Source organism: Fictibacillus halophilus (genome assembly GCF_042680145.1).
Classification (GTDB): domain Bacteria; phylum Bacillota; class Bacilli; order Bacillales; family Fictibacillaceae; genus Fictibacillus; species Fictibacillus halophilus_A.
Map to the genome: position 1 here is coordinate 1,539,478 of NZ_JBHTNQ010000001.1, position 16,922 is coordinate 1,556,399.

Genomic DNA, 16,922 nt, shown 5'->3' on the forward strand with positions numbered 1-16,922 from the left:
AGTTGGAGGGTGGTATTCAGATGTTTGAAAAGTTTAATTTTGACTTAATTTATCGTGAACGAGATGATTTCACCCCTTTAGTGGTAATGATGTGTGGTGTGGCTGGTTCAGGGAAAACTACATTCGCACAAAAATTAGAAAAAGAAGGTTTTGTACGTCTTTCTATTGATGAAGAAATATGGGCTACTAATGGTCGTTATGGGATTGATTTCCCAATAGAAAAGATTGAGGAATATAAGAAAGATGCAGAAAGAAAATTGTGCAATCATTTAGTAAAGTTAATTCACGATAAACAACAGGTGGTAATTGATTTCAGTTTTTGGGATCGCGTAAGAAGGGAGCAATATAAACAACTTATTGAAAAGTCAGGCGGTAAATGGAAACTTATTTATTTAAAAGTTCATCCTGATGATTTGCGAGAACGGCTGAAGATACGAAACAAACGTTTTGATGCAAATGCGTTCCCTATTACAGAAGAACTTTTAACTTCCTACCTAAATGGTTTCGAAATACCAAAAGGTGAAGGAGAAATTGTAATTGAAAATTAGGCCTATCAAATAAAAACCATTAAGACTTACTTCAAGTATTTTAATAATTCAACAAAATGAATGCTTTAAAGGAATACGAGGATGAGAAAACGACCAGACAAAATCTGGTCGTTATTTAGCGAATTACGATTTTCTCTTCCACAAGAGAACCCGTTAAGTTGATTGCCGTACCCCTTTATTTATCAAATTAAAAATATCGCAACAATTGTTGTAACTGCTAACCCGATTGTAACAGGCTTCAGATTTCTTCTTGCAAGCTCAAATGGATCTACACCGCAAATTGCAGCGGCCGGAATTAATGCCCATGGCACCAAAGTACCTCCGCCTACCCATATCGCTGCTATCTGACCTAAGGCTGTTAAAGTTGCAGCACCAGCTCCGATTGCCGTCCCAAAGATATTGGCAACAGAGCCAGCTAAAGAAATACCAGAGAACCCTGAACCATCAAGTCCAGTAATTGCACCGACTGCCGTTAACGTAACAGCTCCAATCTCTTTACTTAATGGAACGACTGAAGCAAGCGCTAAGCCAAGATCGTTAACAATTCCTTGTGAAGTTTTCGGTAAGAATTCACCTATAATTTTTGTGAAACCAGAGTCACCTAAATAAAAGAAAGCAGCGATGGGTATTACCGGGCCGAAGACTTTGAAACCAAATTGAAAACCGTCAATCATGTAGGAAGTCGTTTTCTCAAGTCCCTTATTTTTATGGCTGACCATTGTGATCAGTAAAAGGATAAAAACAGATGTACCGCCAATTAATGCGGTCGCATCACCGCCCTGAAGCTTTAGGATGGACATTGCTGCAACATCAAGTGCGAACATGATCGGGATAAATAGAGCGAAGAACTTCTTTTGTCCATTTGATAAAAGATTTATTTTTTGTTCACTCGGCAGTTCTTTTACTGATTCATCTGTCACTCCAGTCGAAGCGGTTAGTTTTCCCGTTTTCATGTCCCGTCTTAAAAAATAAAAGGCAGCGAGTGTTGTTACTAACCCCATTACAAAAACAAGCGGAATGCTGGCACTGATTACCTCGTTTACTGGAAGCCCCGCTGCATCAGCTGTTAATTTAGGAGCAGCTTGAATAATGAAATCACCCGATAAAGCTATACCATGCCCAAATAGGTTCATAGCCATCGCTACTCCAAGTGCAGGCAAACCTACTCGAATGGCTACAGGAAGAAGGACTGCACCCATTAGTGCAACCGCTGGTGACGGCCAGAAAAACCATGAGATCACCATCATTAATATTCCAATTGTCCAATACGCAAGTGCGGGTGTACGGATCAGCTTGGAAAATGGCGAGATCATAACATCGTTAATACCCGTCGTAGTTAATGTTCTGCTCATTGCAACAATAATAGATATAACAAGTATTGTTGGAAGAAGCTCCGTAATAGCATAAATGAAACTATTAAATATACTGCTGATCGAACCGCTTAATGAACCAGTTGCTGCTATCGCAATTAAGAAAATACCGACGATACAAATTAGAGTCGTATCACGTCTTTTTACCATAAAACCAATGATTAAGCCTATAAACACAACATAAATCCAATGAAGCGCTGTTAGTTCAACGCCCATTTAAATACCTCCCCTGTGAACGGCTAATTAGCCCTTTCGTAATGTAATACAGAATATGTAAGGAAGGGGAAGTGGTGAAGCGTTAAAAAAGCTTATAATTTATTCTTTTAATTCCGATTTAACTAGCTGAAGAGAATGATAGGTGTAATACGAAATAATAAAAATAAAAAGGGTATAAAATACGTTCCAGATTAAATTCTCTGATAGCAGCTGGTTAACGCCTAAATATTTTAAAACGTTATTAATCAGGTCCAAGAAAAACACATGGATAATATAGATACCAAGCGCGTTACCGCCAACTTTTGTAATCCACAATCCTTTGCCAATTTTTTTATTATTCAGAGCAAAGAAGAATAGAAAAGCTGTAACAAGAATCGTTGAGAAAAAGTATTCACCATGGCTGCCATCCAATACTTTGTCTAACAAATATCCTTCCATCACTTGAATTAATGAACAGATCATCGCTAAACCGAGATAGGTTATTCCGCTTATTTTCCTTAGTTTTTTTAAATGTATGTTAACTGCGAAAACCACTCCTAACGCCGTATAAAACAAACCAAAGAAGAGGGCATCTCTTGTCGTACTTACAGGAAGGTCTAAGAACATCGTATATGCCTGTCCTAAAAGACCGATTAGGTTTAAAATCAAACTTATGACAAACAAAACATTTATTTTTTTAATTCTAATAAAAATATAAACAATGACGGTGCTCCAAATTAACGCCGTTAGGAACCACAGCTGATACCCGCTTGTTCCTTTACCATAATAAAATAAGTTTAATAGCGTAAATTTATCAAAGTATTTATTAAGTTTTTCCTCTATATCATTGCCCTTAAGAAGTATGAGCAGAACATCATATATGGCATAAAAGATCAACCAGACGAAATAAATCTTCATCAGCTTGATTACATAGCTTTTCAAATGGAAAAATGATGTATCCTTTTGTATCATTTTCTGTGCAAAGAAATAACCTGAAGCAGCAAAGAAAAAGGGTACAGCGAACCTGGCGATATTATCAATAATGAAATATCCTGTAAAACCATCTAACGGGAAAATATGTATTACTACCACTGCAAATATGGCAAAAAACTTAATAAAGTCTATTGAATAAATCCGCTCCATTTTGTACCTCCATTACTCACGCTGAACTTTACCATTATTCACCAAATATCATATATTCAAAATCCTTACAGTAAAATAAAATAGTAAGTAGTGACACAAATTAGCAGTTACTGTAAAATTATGACTATCATAAATTTATAATTCAGAAGAGATAACCACTGTTATCTCTTTTCTTTTTCACACATACATTCAACAAAGGAGTAATCAAGGGGGATACATAATGGATGAGCTCAGATTTATCAGGGATTTAAACGAGCTGAAAAAAGGGGGATATATTAAAGAAAAAGACTACCTGACAGTAGTGGACGGATATCATAGATACGCAGATGATCTTAAAATAAAGGAAACATTGATAAAAGCTGAACCAATAAAACAAGAAACGGTTCAGTCAAAACCAGTAAAACCAATCGTTCAGCCAAAGCCTAAAATTGAATTAACACCTGAACAGAAGAGGGAAAAGAATATCACTTCATTGATGGCAGCTGGTGTTATTCTCCTTTTATTAGGCGGATTAACACTTGCAACAAGCAATTGGGAAGTATTCAGTTCACTTACAAAAACGATGCTTGTCGGCGGAATTGCTGTTTTGTTTGGAGGATTGGGAGCACTGTCTGAAAAAGTGCTGAAGATCAGAAAAACAGCTTTTACATTTTTTGTTTTGTTTGCGTTATTTATTCCGATTACAATTTTGTCTGCTGGATATTTTGAGTTATTCGGCAGCTGGCTTAGTTTTTATGGAGAAGGAAGATATGTTCTAGGAGTACTCACAACCGTATTATGTTTTCCGGTCTATTTTGGGTTTGGCCGCTATTTTCAGTCAAAACTGTTTAGCTGGATTACTTTTATTGCTAGTTCGGTAGGGTATGCTTATTTGTTATTAGCTCTAGGATTCACAAAGCATGTCTTTTATTTTGCTTACGCACTAGGGAATATCGGATATATCGCTTTACACCATGTGAATCGATCAAAAAGACAAGATGTATTTGTTAAAACTTTACCAGTCTTTATTCAGGCAAATTTAATTCTATCAACTGTTTTGATCCTTATTTTATTTGATAATCAGCTTTATCAAAGCTTTAATATTATCTTGACTGCCGTGCTTTATTTAGCAATGAGAATGGTTAATCAGAGAAAAGAGTACGAACTTTTATTTATTGGATTCATTACGTATGGACTGTTTCAGCTCATACAGAATTCATTCTTAATTGATTACAGTTTATTGCTGGTCGTCCTGATCCCTTTAGTTTTATTAATGATTGGCAAGGTTTCAGATAAACAGCTAGCAACTTATTATCAACTGGCAAATGGTGCAATTTCGGTACTGGCATTCTGTTTTATTACAGTTAACGGAGTCTTGTTATCAGCAGGAGAGGGAAGCATCTGGCTCTTATTAGGGTATTTAGTTCTTGCTGGGAATTTTATTTATTTAAGCTATCAAACTTCATTTTTATTCTTTAAATATTTGGCACCGATTTATGTAATATGCACATTTATGGAATTGTATCATTTGATGGGAAGCCCTTATAGAGAATACTGGGCATTAGCAATCGGTATATCTGCCGCTTTAGCATATGGAGTCGGGCAATTCATCAAACCGCTGCACAGATCCAGTCTGATCGTTGGAGGCGGATGTTTACTTTTAAGTTTTTTATTAACTTCATTAACCGGACTTTATTTACAGACAGCTATTATATCCTTGCTTTTGACAAGTTTGGCACTGCGCCATTATTTTATGGAAAATGGAGAGAAGAAAAGAGTCTCAGCTTGGCTAACTTCCGTGTTTCTTTTTAGTTCAGTGTTTTATACAGGGATGAAATTTTTGCAGGACCCTAAGCTTTCTTTATCGATAGGATTAGGTAGCATTGTTTTGCTTGGTTTGTATATTTGGAAAAAAAATCATGCGATGCTTTCTTCAGTTTTTATTTCAATTGCAACTATTACAGCAATTGTTAATTTCATTGTGGCATCTTTTGATGGAAGCTTTACTTGGGTTAAACTTTCCTCTTCACTGCTATTAATGGCAGCATTATGGTTTGCTACACAGCACTTTAAAGTAAAAGCCGGTTATGCAGGTATACAGTTTGGTTTATTCTTTGCATTGTTTTATACGGCAGAATTAGCCGGATTCTCGTTAACAGATAGAAACTCAGCTTATTTGTATATAGGAATAGCTTATCTGCTATTTGTAAGCGGGGAGTACTTTAAACGCGTAGATGCAAGCAGTGAATATCCCATTAAAACTGTTTCTCACTTTTTCTTAGTGTTAACAATTGGATTTACCATATTGGTATCACAAGATGCATTGCCGTTTACTCTTTTAGCCATTCTTTATGGGATGTATATGATCCGTACGTTAAAAGAATATGAACTTAGATTTTACTTTTACTCAGGTTTAACAATGCTTGCTGTAGCTTTTCATCATTTTATATCCGAATGGCTTCCGCAGGAGGGACCAGTTATCTTTAGCGTGCTGCTTGCAGGATTATATTTCATTTTGAAACCGCTTTGGAAAGACAGAATTATTATTTATACAGTCCCGTTTTCTCTTTTTTTTCTTGGCGAATATATTATAAGCCGGGGATTAAACCCAACATACTTATTTATACATGCAGGATTGCTTATTGCATTTATTCTTTTCTATCAATCTTTAAAAGGCTATTGGAAATATGCCACTACTATCATTCTCGTTTATTTAATGATCGACATCGAGGAACTGTTTATCGTTTATGCGGTTCAACCAGATTACAAAGCATTGATTTGGTTTACAGCAGGATTCCTTACTTCCTTGGCTGGACTGTATTACAATAAAAAGTTTTTTTCAAAAACGCCTAATTTTTCTATTGATGTTTTCGCGGTATTTGGAGTCATTTATGTATCTGCTGGATTTACTTATTCACAAGGATTCCTGTCAACGACAGGACTTTCATTGCTCGCGATTCTATTTTATCTTCACGCAAGGCGATTAGGAGAATTCGAAACAGGTAAAAATATACTGCAAACCATTTCAAGTTTGTTCGTAATGTTTGCTTATTATTCTTTCATCAACCAATTCGAAGTTCCTGCACTTGTAAACACTGAGCTAAATGTATTGCCTTGGATTCTCTTAAGTTATGTGATAACGAGAAAGACTTGGAACGTGTCTGATAAAATGGCAACTTCAGTTCAATACTCTTTGCTCGGCATAATTGCTGCATTACTAATGATTGATGCCATGCAAAGCTATAAAGTAATGGATGCAATCATTCTTGGTACACTGTCATTTGTGAGTATTATTTATGGTTTTATATCCAGACAAAAAAGCTATTTCTTTACAGGGATGATTGTTCTGCTATTGAATGTATTAATTCAGACGCGTCCATATTGGGGCACTATGCCATGGTGGGTGTATTTGCTGTTAACCGGAATATTACTTATAGGTTTTGCTAGTTTCAATGAGTTCAAAAAGCAGAAAGGAATCGAGTCACCTCCGTTAAAAGAAGTTCTCATAAAGAAATGGAATCAATGGTTTGGAGAATGGAAATAATGGATAGTTCATCTGATATTAGGGGGGTATTATTTTGAGCGGGGATCAGTCAATTCCCAAAATTACAATGGGTATGCTTTTTAGGAACAAAGTTATACGTACAATATTATTTTCAGTGTTTTTTCTTCAAATCGGCATTTGGGTTCGTAACTACTCTATTCTTTTGTATGTCATTGAAAAAACAAATGAGAATCCAATCGCGGTGTCATTAATTTCTGTTGCAGAATTCGCACCGATCTTTTTATTCTCTTTTATAGGCGGAACATTTGCAGATCGATGGAAACCGAAAAAGACAATGATATGGTGTGACCTGCTAAGTGCAGTTTCCATTTTCGCCGTGTTGCTTACTCTGTTATTTGGAAGCTGGAAGATCATCTTTTTTGCGACTCTTGTTTCATCTATATTGTCACAGTTCTCACAGCCATCAGGAATGAAATTGTTTAAGATACATGTACCAGAAGAGATGGTTCAAATTGGTATGTCCATGTATCAGACTCTATTTGCGGTATTTATGATTCTTGGACCAATCCTTGGAACGTATGTATATCAGCAGTTCGGTATTAATGCAGCAATAGGTATTATGGGAATAGCTTTTGTTTTATCTGCTGTAATCCTAACTTTATTGCCTCCTGATCAAGAGGTGGAAGAGCAAGAAGAGAAATCGTCCATCTGGCATGAAATGAAGGAGGGCTTTAGTTATGTATTAAGCAAGCGTACCTTAACCCTCCTTGGAGCCTGTTTTGCTTTAGCAGGTCTGGCATTAGGATTAACACAGCCGTTAACAGTATTTTTAGTTACCGAGCAGTTAGGACTCCCTAAAGAACAGCTTCAATGGCTGATGGCAGCATTCGGAACTGGAATGATTCTTGGCGGAGGCTTAACAATTGGAATAGCAAGTAAAATAAAGCCTCAAGTTTTGTTGTCATTTGGATTAGGGGCAAGTGCTTTAGGATTTTTCATTATGGGGATCTCTACAGAATTCTGGCTGACTCTAACTGCCGAGTTTTTAAGCGGTCTATTCATGCCTTGTATCCATATAGGGATAAATACACTTATTTTACAGGGTACTGAACAAAAGTTTATCGGAAGAGTAAATGGCATCTTAAATCCATTATTCATGGGTGCAATGGTACTGACAATGTCAATCACGGGTTGGCTGAAAGAAACCTTCTCATTAATAGTGATGTTTGAAGGAGCAGCTATTTTGTTTGCGTTCGGAATCTTAACAATGGTTCCTCTTATGAAAAGAAGTCCTATTGTTCAAAATGAGGTACAAAATTCATAAAAAGAAAGCTGGAGTGAATTCCAGCTTTCTTTTTTTTTTTGAAGGAAATTCATATCAAAACAAGAAATACACATAGATTAGCAAAACAAAGGAGATGTTTTTTCATGTGTGGGATTTGGTGCTAAATTTAATGAAAGAGACTTAAAGCTTCCAATGGTATTAGAGAAAATTAATCAAGCGATCTCATGTGACCTGACGGAAGATCCAAATGTACTAGCCTTCTTTTATGGAGGGTCTGTTGCAAAAGGGAATGCGGATCTATATTCCGATTTAGATCTCCGTATTGTAGTGAAAAATGAACACTTCGAAGAGTATAGACGAAACAAAAAGGAAAGAGCAAAAAGGTGGGGAGAGGTTCTTTTTTACGAAGATTTCCCTTGGGCTGCCCATTCAGTTGCTCATTACATTGATTTTGTTAAAGTAGATTCCTTTTATTATAAGAAAGATGACTTGAAGCCGTCTCTGTATTTAAAGCAGGAAACCAAAATTATTTATGATCCTCATAAAATTGTGGAAAAAGCCGTATACGAGTCCCAAACATTATCTTATCAATTAACAGAAGAGGATTTTGAAATATGGCGGGGTAAATTCTTTGCCCATATGCATGAAGTGTACAGAAGAGTAAAGAGAGAAGAATTATATTACGCCTTGAGCTCTCTTGATATGCTGCGGTGGTCGATTGCTGCAGGATGGGATATGGAAGCAGACAGAAATCCTAACCAAATGGGAGTCTGGTCTAATTATGAAGGGAAAAGAAGCGATTTTGACAGCCCACAATTATCCCTTTTGGAAAGCTGGCATAGTGACCGGAATCCCGCTCAAATAATGGCTGTAATAACATCAATCATTCCAGAATTTAAGAGGTTGCATTCATGTCTTTGTAACAAACTAACTATAGAAGAAGATGCCGCATGGGTGGATGAAATTATCCAAAAGGTCATCTGACAATATACGTATCAAAAGAGGATAACGAACAGCGTTATCCTCTTTTATTGGCTCTTTTCTAAAAGAATGTTGCTTTTGATTCATTTATTGTTTAGCCACTTCGTGGACAAGTTGATTGGAACGCAAGGTGCGAGATCCTGCGGGGGCAGCGTGACAGGTGAGACCCCGACAGGCTTGATTAGCCTAGGGGGCTCACCGCACACCACGCGGAAAGCGAGCATCCTGGCGCGGATATCAACCTCTTCTAATAGCAACAGAGCTTACGAAAACAGCCTTTTTATTAAGAGTATTAGCATCAACCGTTTTTCAAGTGAAGGTTATGGGTATTATAAAAATATTTACTTCTCAAATTCTTAATACATAAGGGGAATCGATCATATGACAATTTCACCAGATCAACGTATCACTTTACACGGATTTAACAACCTGACAAAGTCATTAAGTTTTAATATGTACGATGTTTGTTTTACAAAAACACGGGAAGAGCGGGAAGCTTATATAGAATATATTGATGAACAATATAACGCGGAAAGACTAACAAATATACTTCAGACTGTTTCTGACACCATAGGTGCTCACGTGCTGAACGTGGCAAAGCAAGATTATGTTCCTCAAGGGGCAAGTGTTACTCTCCTTGTCTCTGAAGGTCCGGTCGTTGAGGTACCTACAGATTCATTTGATGATTCTGCAACTGCGATGCCCGAATCAGTAGTTATGCAGCTGGACAAAAGCCACCTTACTGTCCATACGTATCCTGAATTCCATCCAGAAGAAGGGATTAGTACATTCCGTGCAGATATTGATGTATCAACTTGTGGTGAAATATCACCTTTGAAAGCATTAAATCATCTTATCAATTCTTTTGATACCGATATTGTTACGATGGATTACCGGGTACGTGGCTTTACGAGAGACATAAAGGGTCACAAATTATTTATTGACCACGACATTAACTCTATACAAAATTATCTTTCTGAAGATATAAAAAACATGTACGACATGATAGACACCAATATCTATCAAGAGAACATCTTTCATACAAAATGCCGGTTAAAGGAATTTGATTTAAACAATTATCTGTTTGGCTACACCAAAGACACATTGGATTCAAGAAGTGTCGATGAAATAACAGATCGCATTAAATCAGAAATGGATGAAATTTTTTACGGAAGAAATATAAAAAAATAATCTGATTGTATAGGTAAGGCTCCTGATTTTATTCAGGGGTCTTTTTTGTATCTATGAACTTTATGAACAAAAAGCTCATTATGCAGTTAAACTTCTTTTTTCAATATAGCGTGTTAGGATTATAAAAAGAATAAATGAAAGCGCTACCAAAAAGGAGGATACCTATGAAAAAAGTAAATTGGAAAAATTGGCTCTTAGCAGGATTCCTTATTCCTTCACTAGCAGCATGCAGTACATCGGGTTCCAGCGGCAATAGTGCCGGAAATTCAGATTATCCTAAAAAATCTATTACAGTTGTTGCTCCATCTGGTGCAGGAGGCGGCTGGGATTTAACTGCACGCTCCCTTACTAAGGTACTTGGGGAAACTAAATTAGTTGACCAAACCATGACAGTTGAAAACAAGCCAGGTGGTGGTGGAGCGGTTTATTTAGCCGAATACGCCACTCAGCATAAAAAAGATGATTATAAACTTTACGTAAATTCTCCTCCTATCTTGATTAATAATCTTAAGAAAGAAGGAAACAGCCCATATGGCTATAAAAACACTACTCCACTAGCTCAATTAACTAAAGATTTTGGAGCAATTGTAGTAAAAGAAGACTCAAAATATAACAGTTTAAAAGAGCTTATGGATGCAGTAAAAAAAGATCCTAAATCAGTTACTGCAGCAGGCGGATCAGCACCTGGATCAATGGATCACTTAGTAGCTGTACTGCCAGCTTATAAATCAGGAGTTGATCCTAAAACAGTAAAATACGTTTCCTATGATGGAGGCGGAGAAGCTATTGCGGCTTTATTAGGCGGAAATGCAGACTACATAGCTACAGATGCTTCAGCAGTAGGTGAGTTTTTAAAGGCGGGAAAAGTTAAAGTTCTTGGTGTATCTTCTACTGAGAGATTAAAAGGAGAATTGGCAGAAGTTCCAACTTTTAAAGAAGAAGGCATTGACGCAGATTTTACGATATGGAGAGGTATCTTCGGTCCGAAAGAAATGTCGGACAGTGCAAAAGATTACTGGGCTAAAACTCTTAAAGACTTAAATGATAGCAAAGAGTGGCAAGCAGAGCTTGAACGTAACGGCTGGGAAGCTGAATTTAAAGATGCTGAAGAATTTGCTTCATTTTTAGAAGAACAGGAAAAACAAGTTGAAGATCTATTAAAGTCATTAGGGATGAACAAATAGACTACAAATGGAGGAGTAAGATACTTCTCCATTTTTATTAATATTAGTGTGCTAAAGGAGTTATGTACATGAGGAAAGGGAGTTTTGACCGTTATGCAAGTGTGGTTTTTGCTTTAATTGGCGCTGCTTTTCTATTTGAAAGCAGGAATATAGCAAAGAGTGCCTATGGAAGTGAAGTAGGACCAAATGTCTTTCCATTTTTGCTTGGACTCATCCTAATTTTATTAAGTGTAAAGCTGTTTCTGGAGTCATTTAAATCGGTTCAGAATAAAAATAATGATCGTGAAAAATTAATGATAAAAAGATTTCTAATCATACTGATAGCAAGTATTTTATATGCTTCTTTACTTGAAACAATCGGTTATTTGATCAGTACATTCATTTTTCTTTTTGTTTCTTTTCAGACGATGGAAAAAGTGGAAAAAGGCGGATGGATTAAAAATGCGCTAATTGCAGGTGCTTTTTCATTCTGTGTCTATTATTTATATGTGGTTGTTTTAAAAGGCTCTTTGCCAGGACTGCCGGTATGGTTTAGTTAGGAGGAAAAAGTATGGGCGTAATGGATTTTCTAATGCAAGGGTTTCATACAGCAACACAACCTGAAAACTTATTCTTTGCCTTTATAGGTGTTTTGATTGGAACAGCAGTGGGAGTACTTCCGGGTATCGGTCCAATGAGCGGAGTTGCTCTGCTCATACCTGTAACTGCAACTCTAACTGGCGGGATGGAACCATCAGCTGCCGCTACAAGTTCTATTATTCTATTGGCAGGGGTTTATTATGGAGCGATGTATGGCGGTTCAACTACATCCATCTTACTTAATACACCTGGTGAGTCATCTTCGGTTGTAACTACGCTGGACGGGTATCAAATGGCAAAACAAGGACGCGCAGGATCAGCATTGTCGATTGCAGCCATCGGCTCCTTCGCAGCAGGTATTGTCTCAATCATTGGGTTAGCATTACTTGCAAATCCACTTTCTGAAATGGCATTAAAATTCGGACCTGCAGAGTATTTTTCACTTATGCTGTTAGGACTGGCAGCTGTAAGCGGTCTAGCAGGGGGGTCAATCACAAAAGCGTGGATGATGACTTTAACTGGACTGCTTCTCGCTACAATTGGTATTGATGCTGTTTCGGGTGTAGCACGCTTCACCTATGAAATTCCGGTACTTTTTGGCGGACTTGAATTTTTAACAGTAGCTGTGGGATTGTTTGCTCTAGGCGAAGTCTTCAAAACCATTCTTCATAAAGAAGATGACCAAGAAAGAGTTGCGAAAGTCGGGAGAGTTATTCCCTCTAAAACAGATCTTAAAGAGAGTGCAGGACCTATTGCACGCGGATCTATTCTTGGTTTTTTTATTGGTGTCCTTCCTGGTGCAGGTGCAACATTAGCTTCCTTCTTTTCTTACATTGCTGAAAAAAAATTAAGTAAAACTCCCGAAAAATTTGGGAAAGGTGCAATTGCTGGAGTTGCAGCGCCAGAGTCCGCGAACAACGCAGCTTCAGGCGGAGCAATGATACCGCTATTGACACTTGGTATTCCAGGTTCCGGAACAACTGCTATCTTAATGGGTGCCCTTATCATGTACAATGTGCAGCCAGGTCCGTTATTATTCAGTGACCATCCTGATGTAGCTTGGGGACTCATTGCAAGTATGTTTATAGGAAATTTGATGCTTTTAATTTTAAACATGCCTCTCGTAAAGGTATTTGCAAAAATTATTGAGACACCTCCAAAATATCTGCTGCCAATTATTATTGCTATATCTGTTTTCGGAGTTTATGCGGTTCAAGTAACAACCTTTGATCTTTATTTACTTATTGGATTTGGATTAGCGGGTTATTTATTAGCGAAGAACGATTACCCGCTCGCACCTCTTGTACTTGGCCTTGTTTTAGGGCCGATGATTGAGAATAATATGAGACGTGCATTAACTACATCAAACGGAGACTTTAATGTTTTTATCGAGAATCCTATCTCAGCTATTTTTCTTGTCTGTGCTGTATTATGGATTATAGTACCTTTCTTTCTTAGGTTAAAAGGAAAAAATGTAGTTGTTAATGTAGAAGGATAAAACAAGAGTGAAAGAGAAGACTTTCTAAATCAGGAAAGTCTTTTCTATTTTCAGGGGGAAACAAATGAAACTGCAAACAAAGTTAATGATCATCAGCTGCTCCCTCATCTTTATAGTGGTCGTTATCTTAGCTGTTCTTTTTCAGGTGATGTTTGTAAATACGATAAAAGATCAGATCGGTCAAAGAGCACTAAGTGTATCAAATACGGTAAGCAGCAATCCATTAGTTATAGAAGCATTTGAAGAAGAAGATCCTTCTCAAAGAATACAGCCTTATGCTGAAGAAATAAGGAAGAAAACAGGCGCACAGTATATCGTTGTTGGAAATAAGGAAGGAATCCGGTATTCTCATCCGCTTCCAGAACGCATTGGGAAAAAGATGGTTGGAGGCGATAATGAATTCGCCTTGTCAGGAGAACCAAGTATTACAGAAGCAACCGGATCTCTTGGACCAGCAGTGAGAGGCAAATCTCCAATAATAAATGATGAGGGTAAAATCATTGGACTCGTTTCAGTCGGTTTTTTGACTACTAGTATAAATGAAATTATCTGGCCTTATAAATTAAAAATTTTACTTATCGGGGTGTTCACTCTTTCTTTAGGAATTTTAGGGTCCATATTGATAGCAAAAGGAGTTAAAAAAGCGACGCACGGTTTGGAACCAAAAGAAATAGGTTTATTGTACAAAGAAAAAAGTGCTATTCTCGAAGCCATCAGAGAAGGAGTAATCGCAATCAACCGTGATGGTGATATTACGATGGTTAATCAAACTGCATTACAAATGCTTGAAAGAGATACGGACGATTTGATAGGCAGCAATATATTAAAAACCATTCCAAACTCTAGACTTTTGGATGTCATTTCAAATGGCAGCAGTGAGTTTGATGAACAAATGAAACTTGGTAACAGCAATGTTGTAGCAAATCGGGTTCCTATTACGGATGATAAAGGAGATGTAATAGGTGCAGTAGCTACTTTTCGGAACAAAAACGAACTTTATAGACTTAATGAAGAACTGGCACAAGTTAAAGGGTATAGCGAGGGCTTGCGAGCACAAACACACGAATTTTCAAATAAATTGTATTTAATCTCTGGATTAATACAATTGGAGTCCTACCAGGAGGCTCTCGATGTAATATCAAAGGAATCAGATGTACATCAGAGCTTTGCTAAGTTCATCATGAAACGAATTTCTGATCCTTACATAGGAGGTTTGCTGATTGGAAAGTTTAATCGCTCAATCGAACTTAAAGTTCCTTTTTCAATCGACCCATCTAGTACGTTTAAAGATATTCCTGAAACATTAGATAGACAATTGCTTGTTACGATTATTGGAAATTTGGTGGATAATGCAATGGATGCTGCTGTTAAAAACAGAGAATATGAAAGTGAAGTTAAGATATGTCTTTCGGATATGGGAAATCAATTATTAATTGAGGTTGAAGATGATGGAGAAGGAATTCCGCCTTCTATCGCTAATAAGTTATACCAAAAGGGATTTTCGACAAAAGGGACAGACCGAGGTTATGGTTTATATTTGGTAAATCAATCTGTAGAACAATTAAATGGTGAGCTTTTTTATGAAAGAACAAAAGTGAACACAACCCTTTTTACTGTTATTATCCCGAAAGAATAGAGGTTAACAATTAACATGCGTTCATGGGAAGTATTTATTGTAGAAGACGACATCCGAATCGCTGAGATTAACCGCAGATTTGTAGAAAAGATTGATGGTTTTTCCGTATGCGGCATTGCACTTAATGAAGAAGAAGCTAAAGAACAAATATCAATCCTTAAACCTGATCTCGTTATTTTAGACATCTATTTTCCAGATATGAATGGATTAGACTTATTACGCTGGATTCGGAGCGAATTCCGCGGAATTGAAGTAATGATGATAACTGCAGCTACAGAGGCTGAAACATTAAAAAATGCACTAGAAGATGGTATCTTTGACTATATTGTTAAACCTGTTATTTTCCAAAGATTCAAAGAAACCTTATTAAATTTTAATGAATATAAATTGTCCATTCAGCAAATAACGGCATTAAATGAATTAAACCAAAGTATAATAGATTCTATCTTAAAAAGAGAAAAGACTGAGAGTGAGACTTCTTACTTACCTAAAGGGATTGACCGAATTACATTAGATAAGGTCATATCTATACTTACGTGCAATAAAATTGGCTACACAGCAGAGGACCTCGGTCAGCTGATTGGAGCAAGCCGTACAACTGCTAGAAGATATTTAGAATACTTAGTTTCAGAACAAAAAGTATCTGCTGACATTTCCTATGGTGGCATAGGCAGGCCAGAAAGAATCTATAAATATAGTAAATAGCCAAGTGATATGTACTTACATTGGCAATTTCTCATTAGAGGGATTGTTTTCATTATGTTATAAAACTCGTAACAACTTGTGCATTTCATGTATAATAACTGTTATAGATTCAAAGTTGAAAGAGAGTGAAAAGAATGGGTCGTAAGTGGAATAACATTAAAGAGAAAAAAGCATCAAAAGACGCAAATACGAGTAGAATTTATGCTAAATTTGGCCGTGAAATTTACGTTGCAGCAAGACAAGGTGAGCCTGATCCTGAATCGAATCAGTCATTAAAAGTCGTCCTTGAACGAGCAAAAACATACAGTGTTCCTAAAACAATTATTGACCGTGCTATTGAAAAAGCAAAAGGCGGCTCAGATGAAAACTATGATGAGCTCCGTTATGAAGGCTTCGGTCCGAATGGTTCAATGGTGATTGTGGATACACTCACTAATAATGTTAATCGCACGGTAGCAGAAGTACGTTCAGCTTTCAATAAAAACGGCGGAAACATGGGAGTTTCCGGTGCCGTGGCTTATATGTTTGATGCAACAGCTGTAATCGGACTTGAAGGTAAAACAGCTGATGAAGTGCTTGAATTATTGATGGAAGCTGATTTAGATGTACGTGATGTCATTGAAGAAGATGAAGCTGTTATCGTTTATGCAGAACCTGATCAATTTCATGCTGTCCAAGAGGTATTTAAGAATGCTGGCATAACTGAATTTTCAGTTGCAGAGCTTACAATGCTTGCACAGAACGATCTGACACTTCCTGAAGACGCACAAGTCCAGTTTGAAAAGCTGATTGACGCTTTAGAAGATCTTGAAGATGTTCAGCAAGTTTATCACAACGTTGATTTAGGAGAATAATAAGACTGAAACTGACTTGAAAGGAAAGAGTTATGTCCTTTCAGAGTCAGTTTTTCTTTTTTGTGGTTTAATGCAAACGGATGATCCTGTATAAATACGCTGTTCTGAGCGGAGAAATTGAATATTGAGCGTATCTAATGAATGTTGAGCGGTGAGGGATGTATTCTGAGCGTAGAGGCATGTGTTCTGAGCGTAGATAAAATTTTTTTAGCGAACGTGTAACAAATAAAAGAACACGTACCGTAAATAAAGGATATTTTTTATTTGTA

13 protein-coding genes are annotated in these 16,922 nt (G+C 37.0%); 11 read left to right on the forward strand and 2 right to left on the reverse strand.

What is annotated here, in order from left to right; genetic code table 11:
- The first annotated feature begins 20 nt into the window (after positions 1–20).
- Positions 21–548: an AAA family ATPase gene (locus tag ACFQ4X_RS07950; protein ID WP_379834259.1), complete on the forward strand. Its 528-nt coding sequence runs from the start codon at positions 21–23 to the stop codon at positions 546–548.
- A 182-nt stretch (positions 549–730) separates the two neighbouring features.
- Here ACFQ4X_RS07950 and ACFQ4X_RS07955 read toward each other — a convergent pair whose 3' ends face one another.
- Entirely contained in the window at positions 731–2,134 is a 1,404-nt protein-coding gene (locus tag ACFQ4X_RS07955; protein ID WP_379834260.1) for a hypothetical protein, read from the reverse strand.
- A 99-nt stretch (positions 2,135–2,233) separates the two neighbouring features.
- A complete protein-coding gene (locus ACFQ4X_RS07960; protein ID WP_379834262.1) occupies positions 2,234–3,256 on the reverse strand; it encodes an acyltransferase in 1,023 nt (340 codons plus the stop codon).
- A gap of 220 nt (positions 3,257–3,476) precedes the next feature.
- Between ACFQ4X_RS07960 and ACFQ4X_RS07965 the strand changes: the two genes are divergently transcribed.
- From ACFQ4X_RS07965 to ACFQ4X_RS08010, 10 genes are all read left to right on the forward strand, one after another.
- On the forward strand, positions 3,477–6,779 hold the full coding sequence (locus ACFQ4X_RS07965) for a hypothetical protein (RefSeq protein WP_379834263.1): 3,303 nt from the start codon (positions 3,477–3,479) through the stop codon (positions 6,777–6,779).
- Between the two features lie 67 nt (positions 6,780–6,846).
- Complete coding sequence (locus ACFQ4X_RS07970; protein ID WP_379837078.1) at positions 6,847–8,064, forward strand: MFS transporter; 1,218 nt, start codon at positions 6,847–6,849, stop codon at positions 8,062–8,064.
- Between the two features lie 108 nt (positions 8,065–8,172).
- Positions 8,173–9,009, forward strand: a complete 837-nt coding sequence (locus ACFQ4X_RS07975) for an aminoglycoside 6-adenylyltransferase (protein WP_379834265.1) — start codon at positions 8,173–8,175, stop codon at positions 9,007–9,009.
- Between the two features lie 378 nt (positions 9,010–9,387).
- Positions 9,388–10,197, forward strand: a complete 810-nt coding sequence (speD, locus tag ACFQ4X_RS07980) for an adenosylmethionine decarboxylase (protein WP_379834266.1) — start codon at positions 9,388–9,390, stop codon at positions 10,195–10,197.
- A 164-nt stretch (positions 10,198–10,361) separates the two neighbouring features.
- Positions 10,362–11,381 (forward strand): Bug family tripartite tricarboxylate transporter substrate binding protein, encoded by a 1,020-nt coding sequence (locus ACFQ4X_RS07985; protein WP_379834268.1) that lies wholly within the window; start codon positions 10,362–10,364, stop codon positions 11,379–11,381.
- A gap of 68 nt (positions 11,382–11,449) precedes the next feature.
- The gene (locus tag ACFQ4X_RS07990) at positions 11,450–11,920 is read left to right on the forward strand and encodes a tripartite tricarboxylate transporter TctB family protein (RefSeq protein WP_379834269.1); all 471 of its coding nucleotides are present in this window, start codon (positions 11,450–11,452) and stop codon (positions 11,918–11,920) included.
- 11 nt (positions 11,921–11,931) lie between these two features.
- Complete coding sequence (locus tag ACFQ4X_RS07995) at positions 11,932–13,458, forward strand: tripartite tricarboxylate transporter permease (RefSeq protein WP_379834271.1); 1,527 nt, start codon at positions 11,932–11,934, stop codon at positions 13,456–13,458.
- A 64-nt stretch (positions 13,459–13,522) separates the two neighbouring features.
- Entirely contained in the window at positions 13,523–15,094 is a 1,572-nt protein-coding gene (locus ACFQ4X_RS08000; protein ID WP_379834272.1) for an ATP-binding protein, read from the forward strand.
- Between the two features lie 15 nt (positions 15,095–15,109).
- The gene (locus ACFQ4X_RS08005; protein WP_379834274.1) at positions 15,110–15,799 is read left to right on the forward strand and encodes a response regulator; all 690 of its coding nucleotides are present in this window, start codon (positions 15,110–15,112) and stop codon (positions 15,797–15,799) included.
- Between the two features lie 134 nt (positions 15,800–15,933).
- Positions 15,934–16,653, forward strand: a complete 720-nt coding sequence (locus ACFQ4X_RS08010) for a YebC/PmpR family DNA-binding transcriptional regulator (RefSeq protein ID WP_379834275.1) — start codon at positions 15,934–15,936, stop codon at positions 16,651–16,653.
- Positions 16,654–16,922 lie beyond the last annotated feature (269 nt).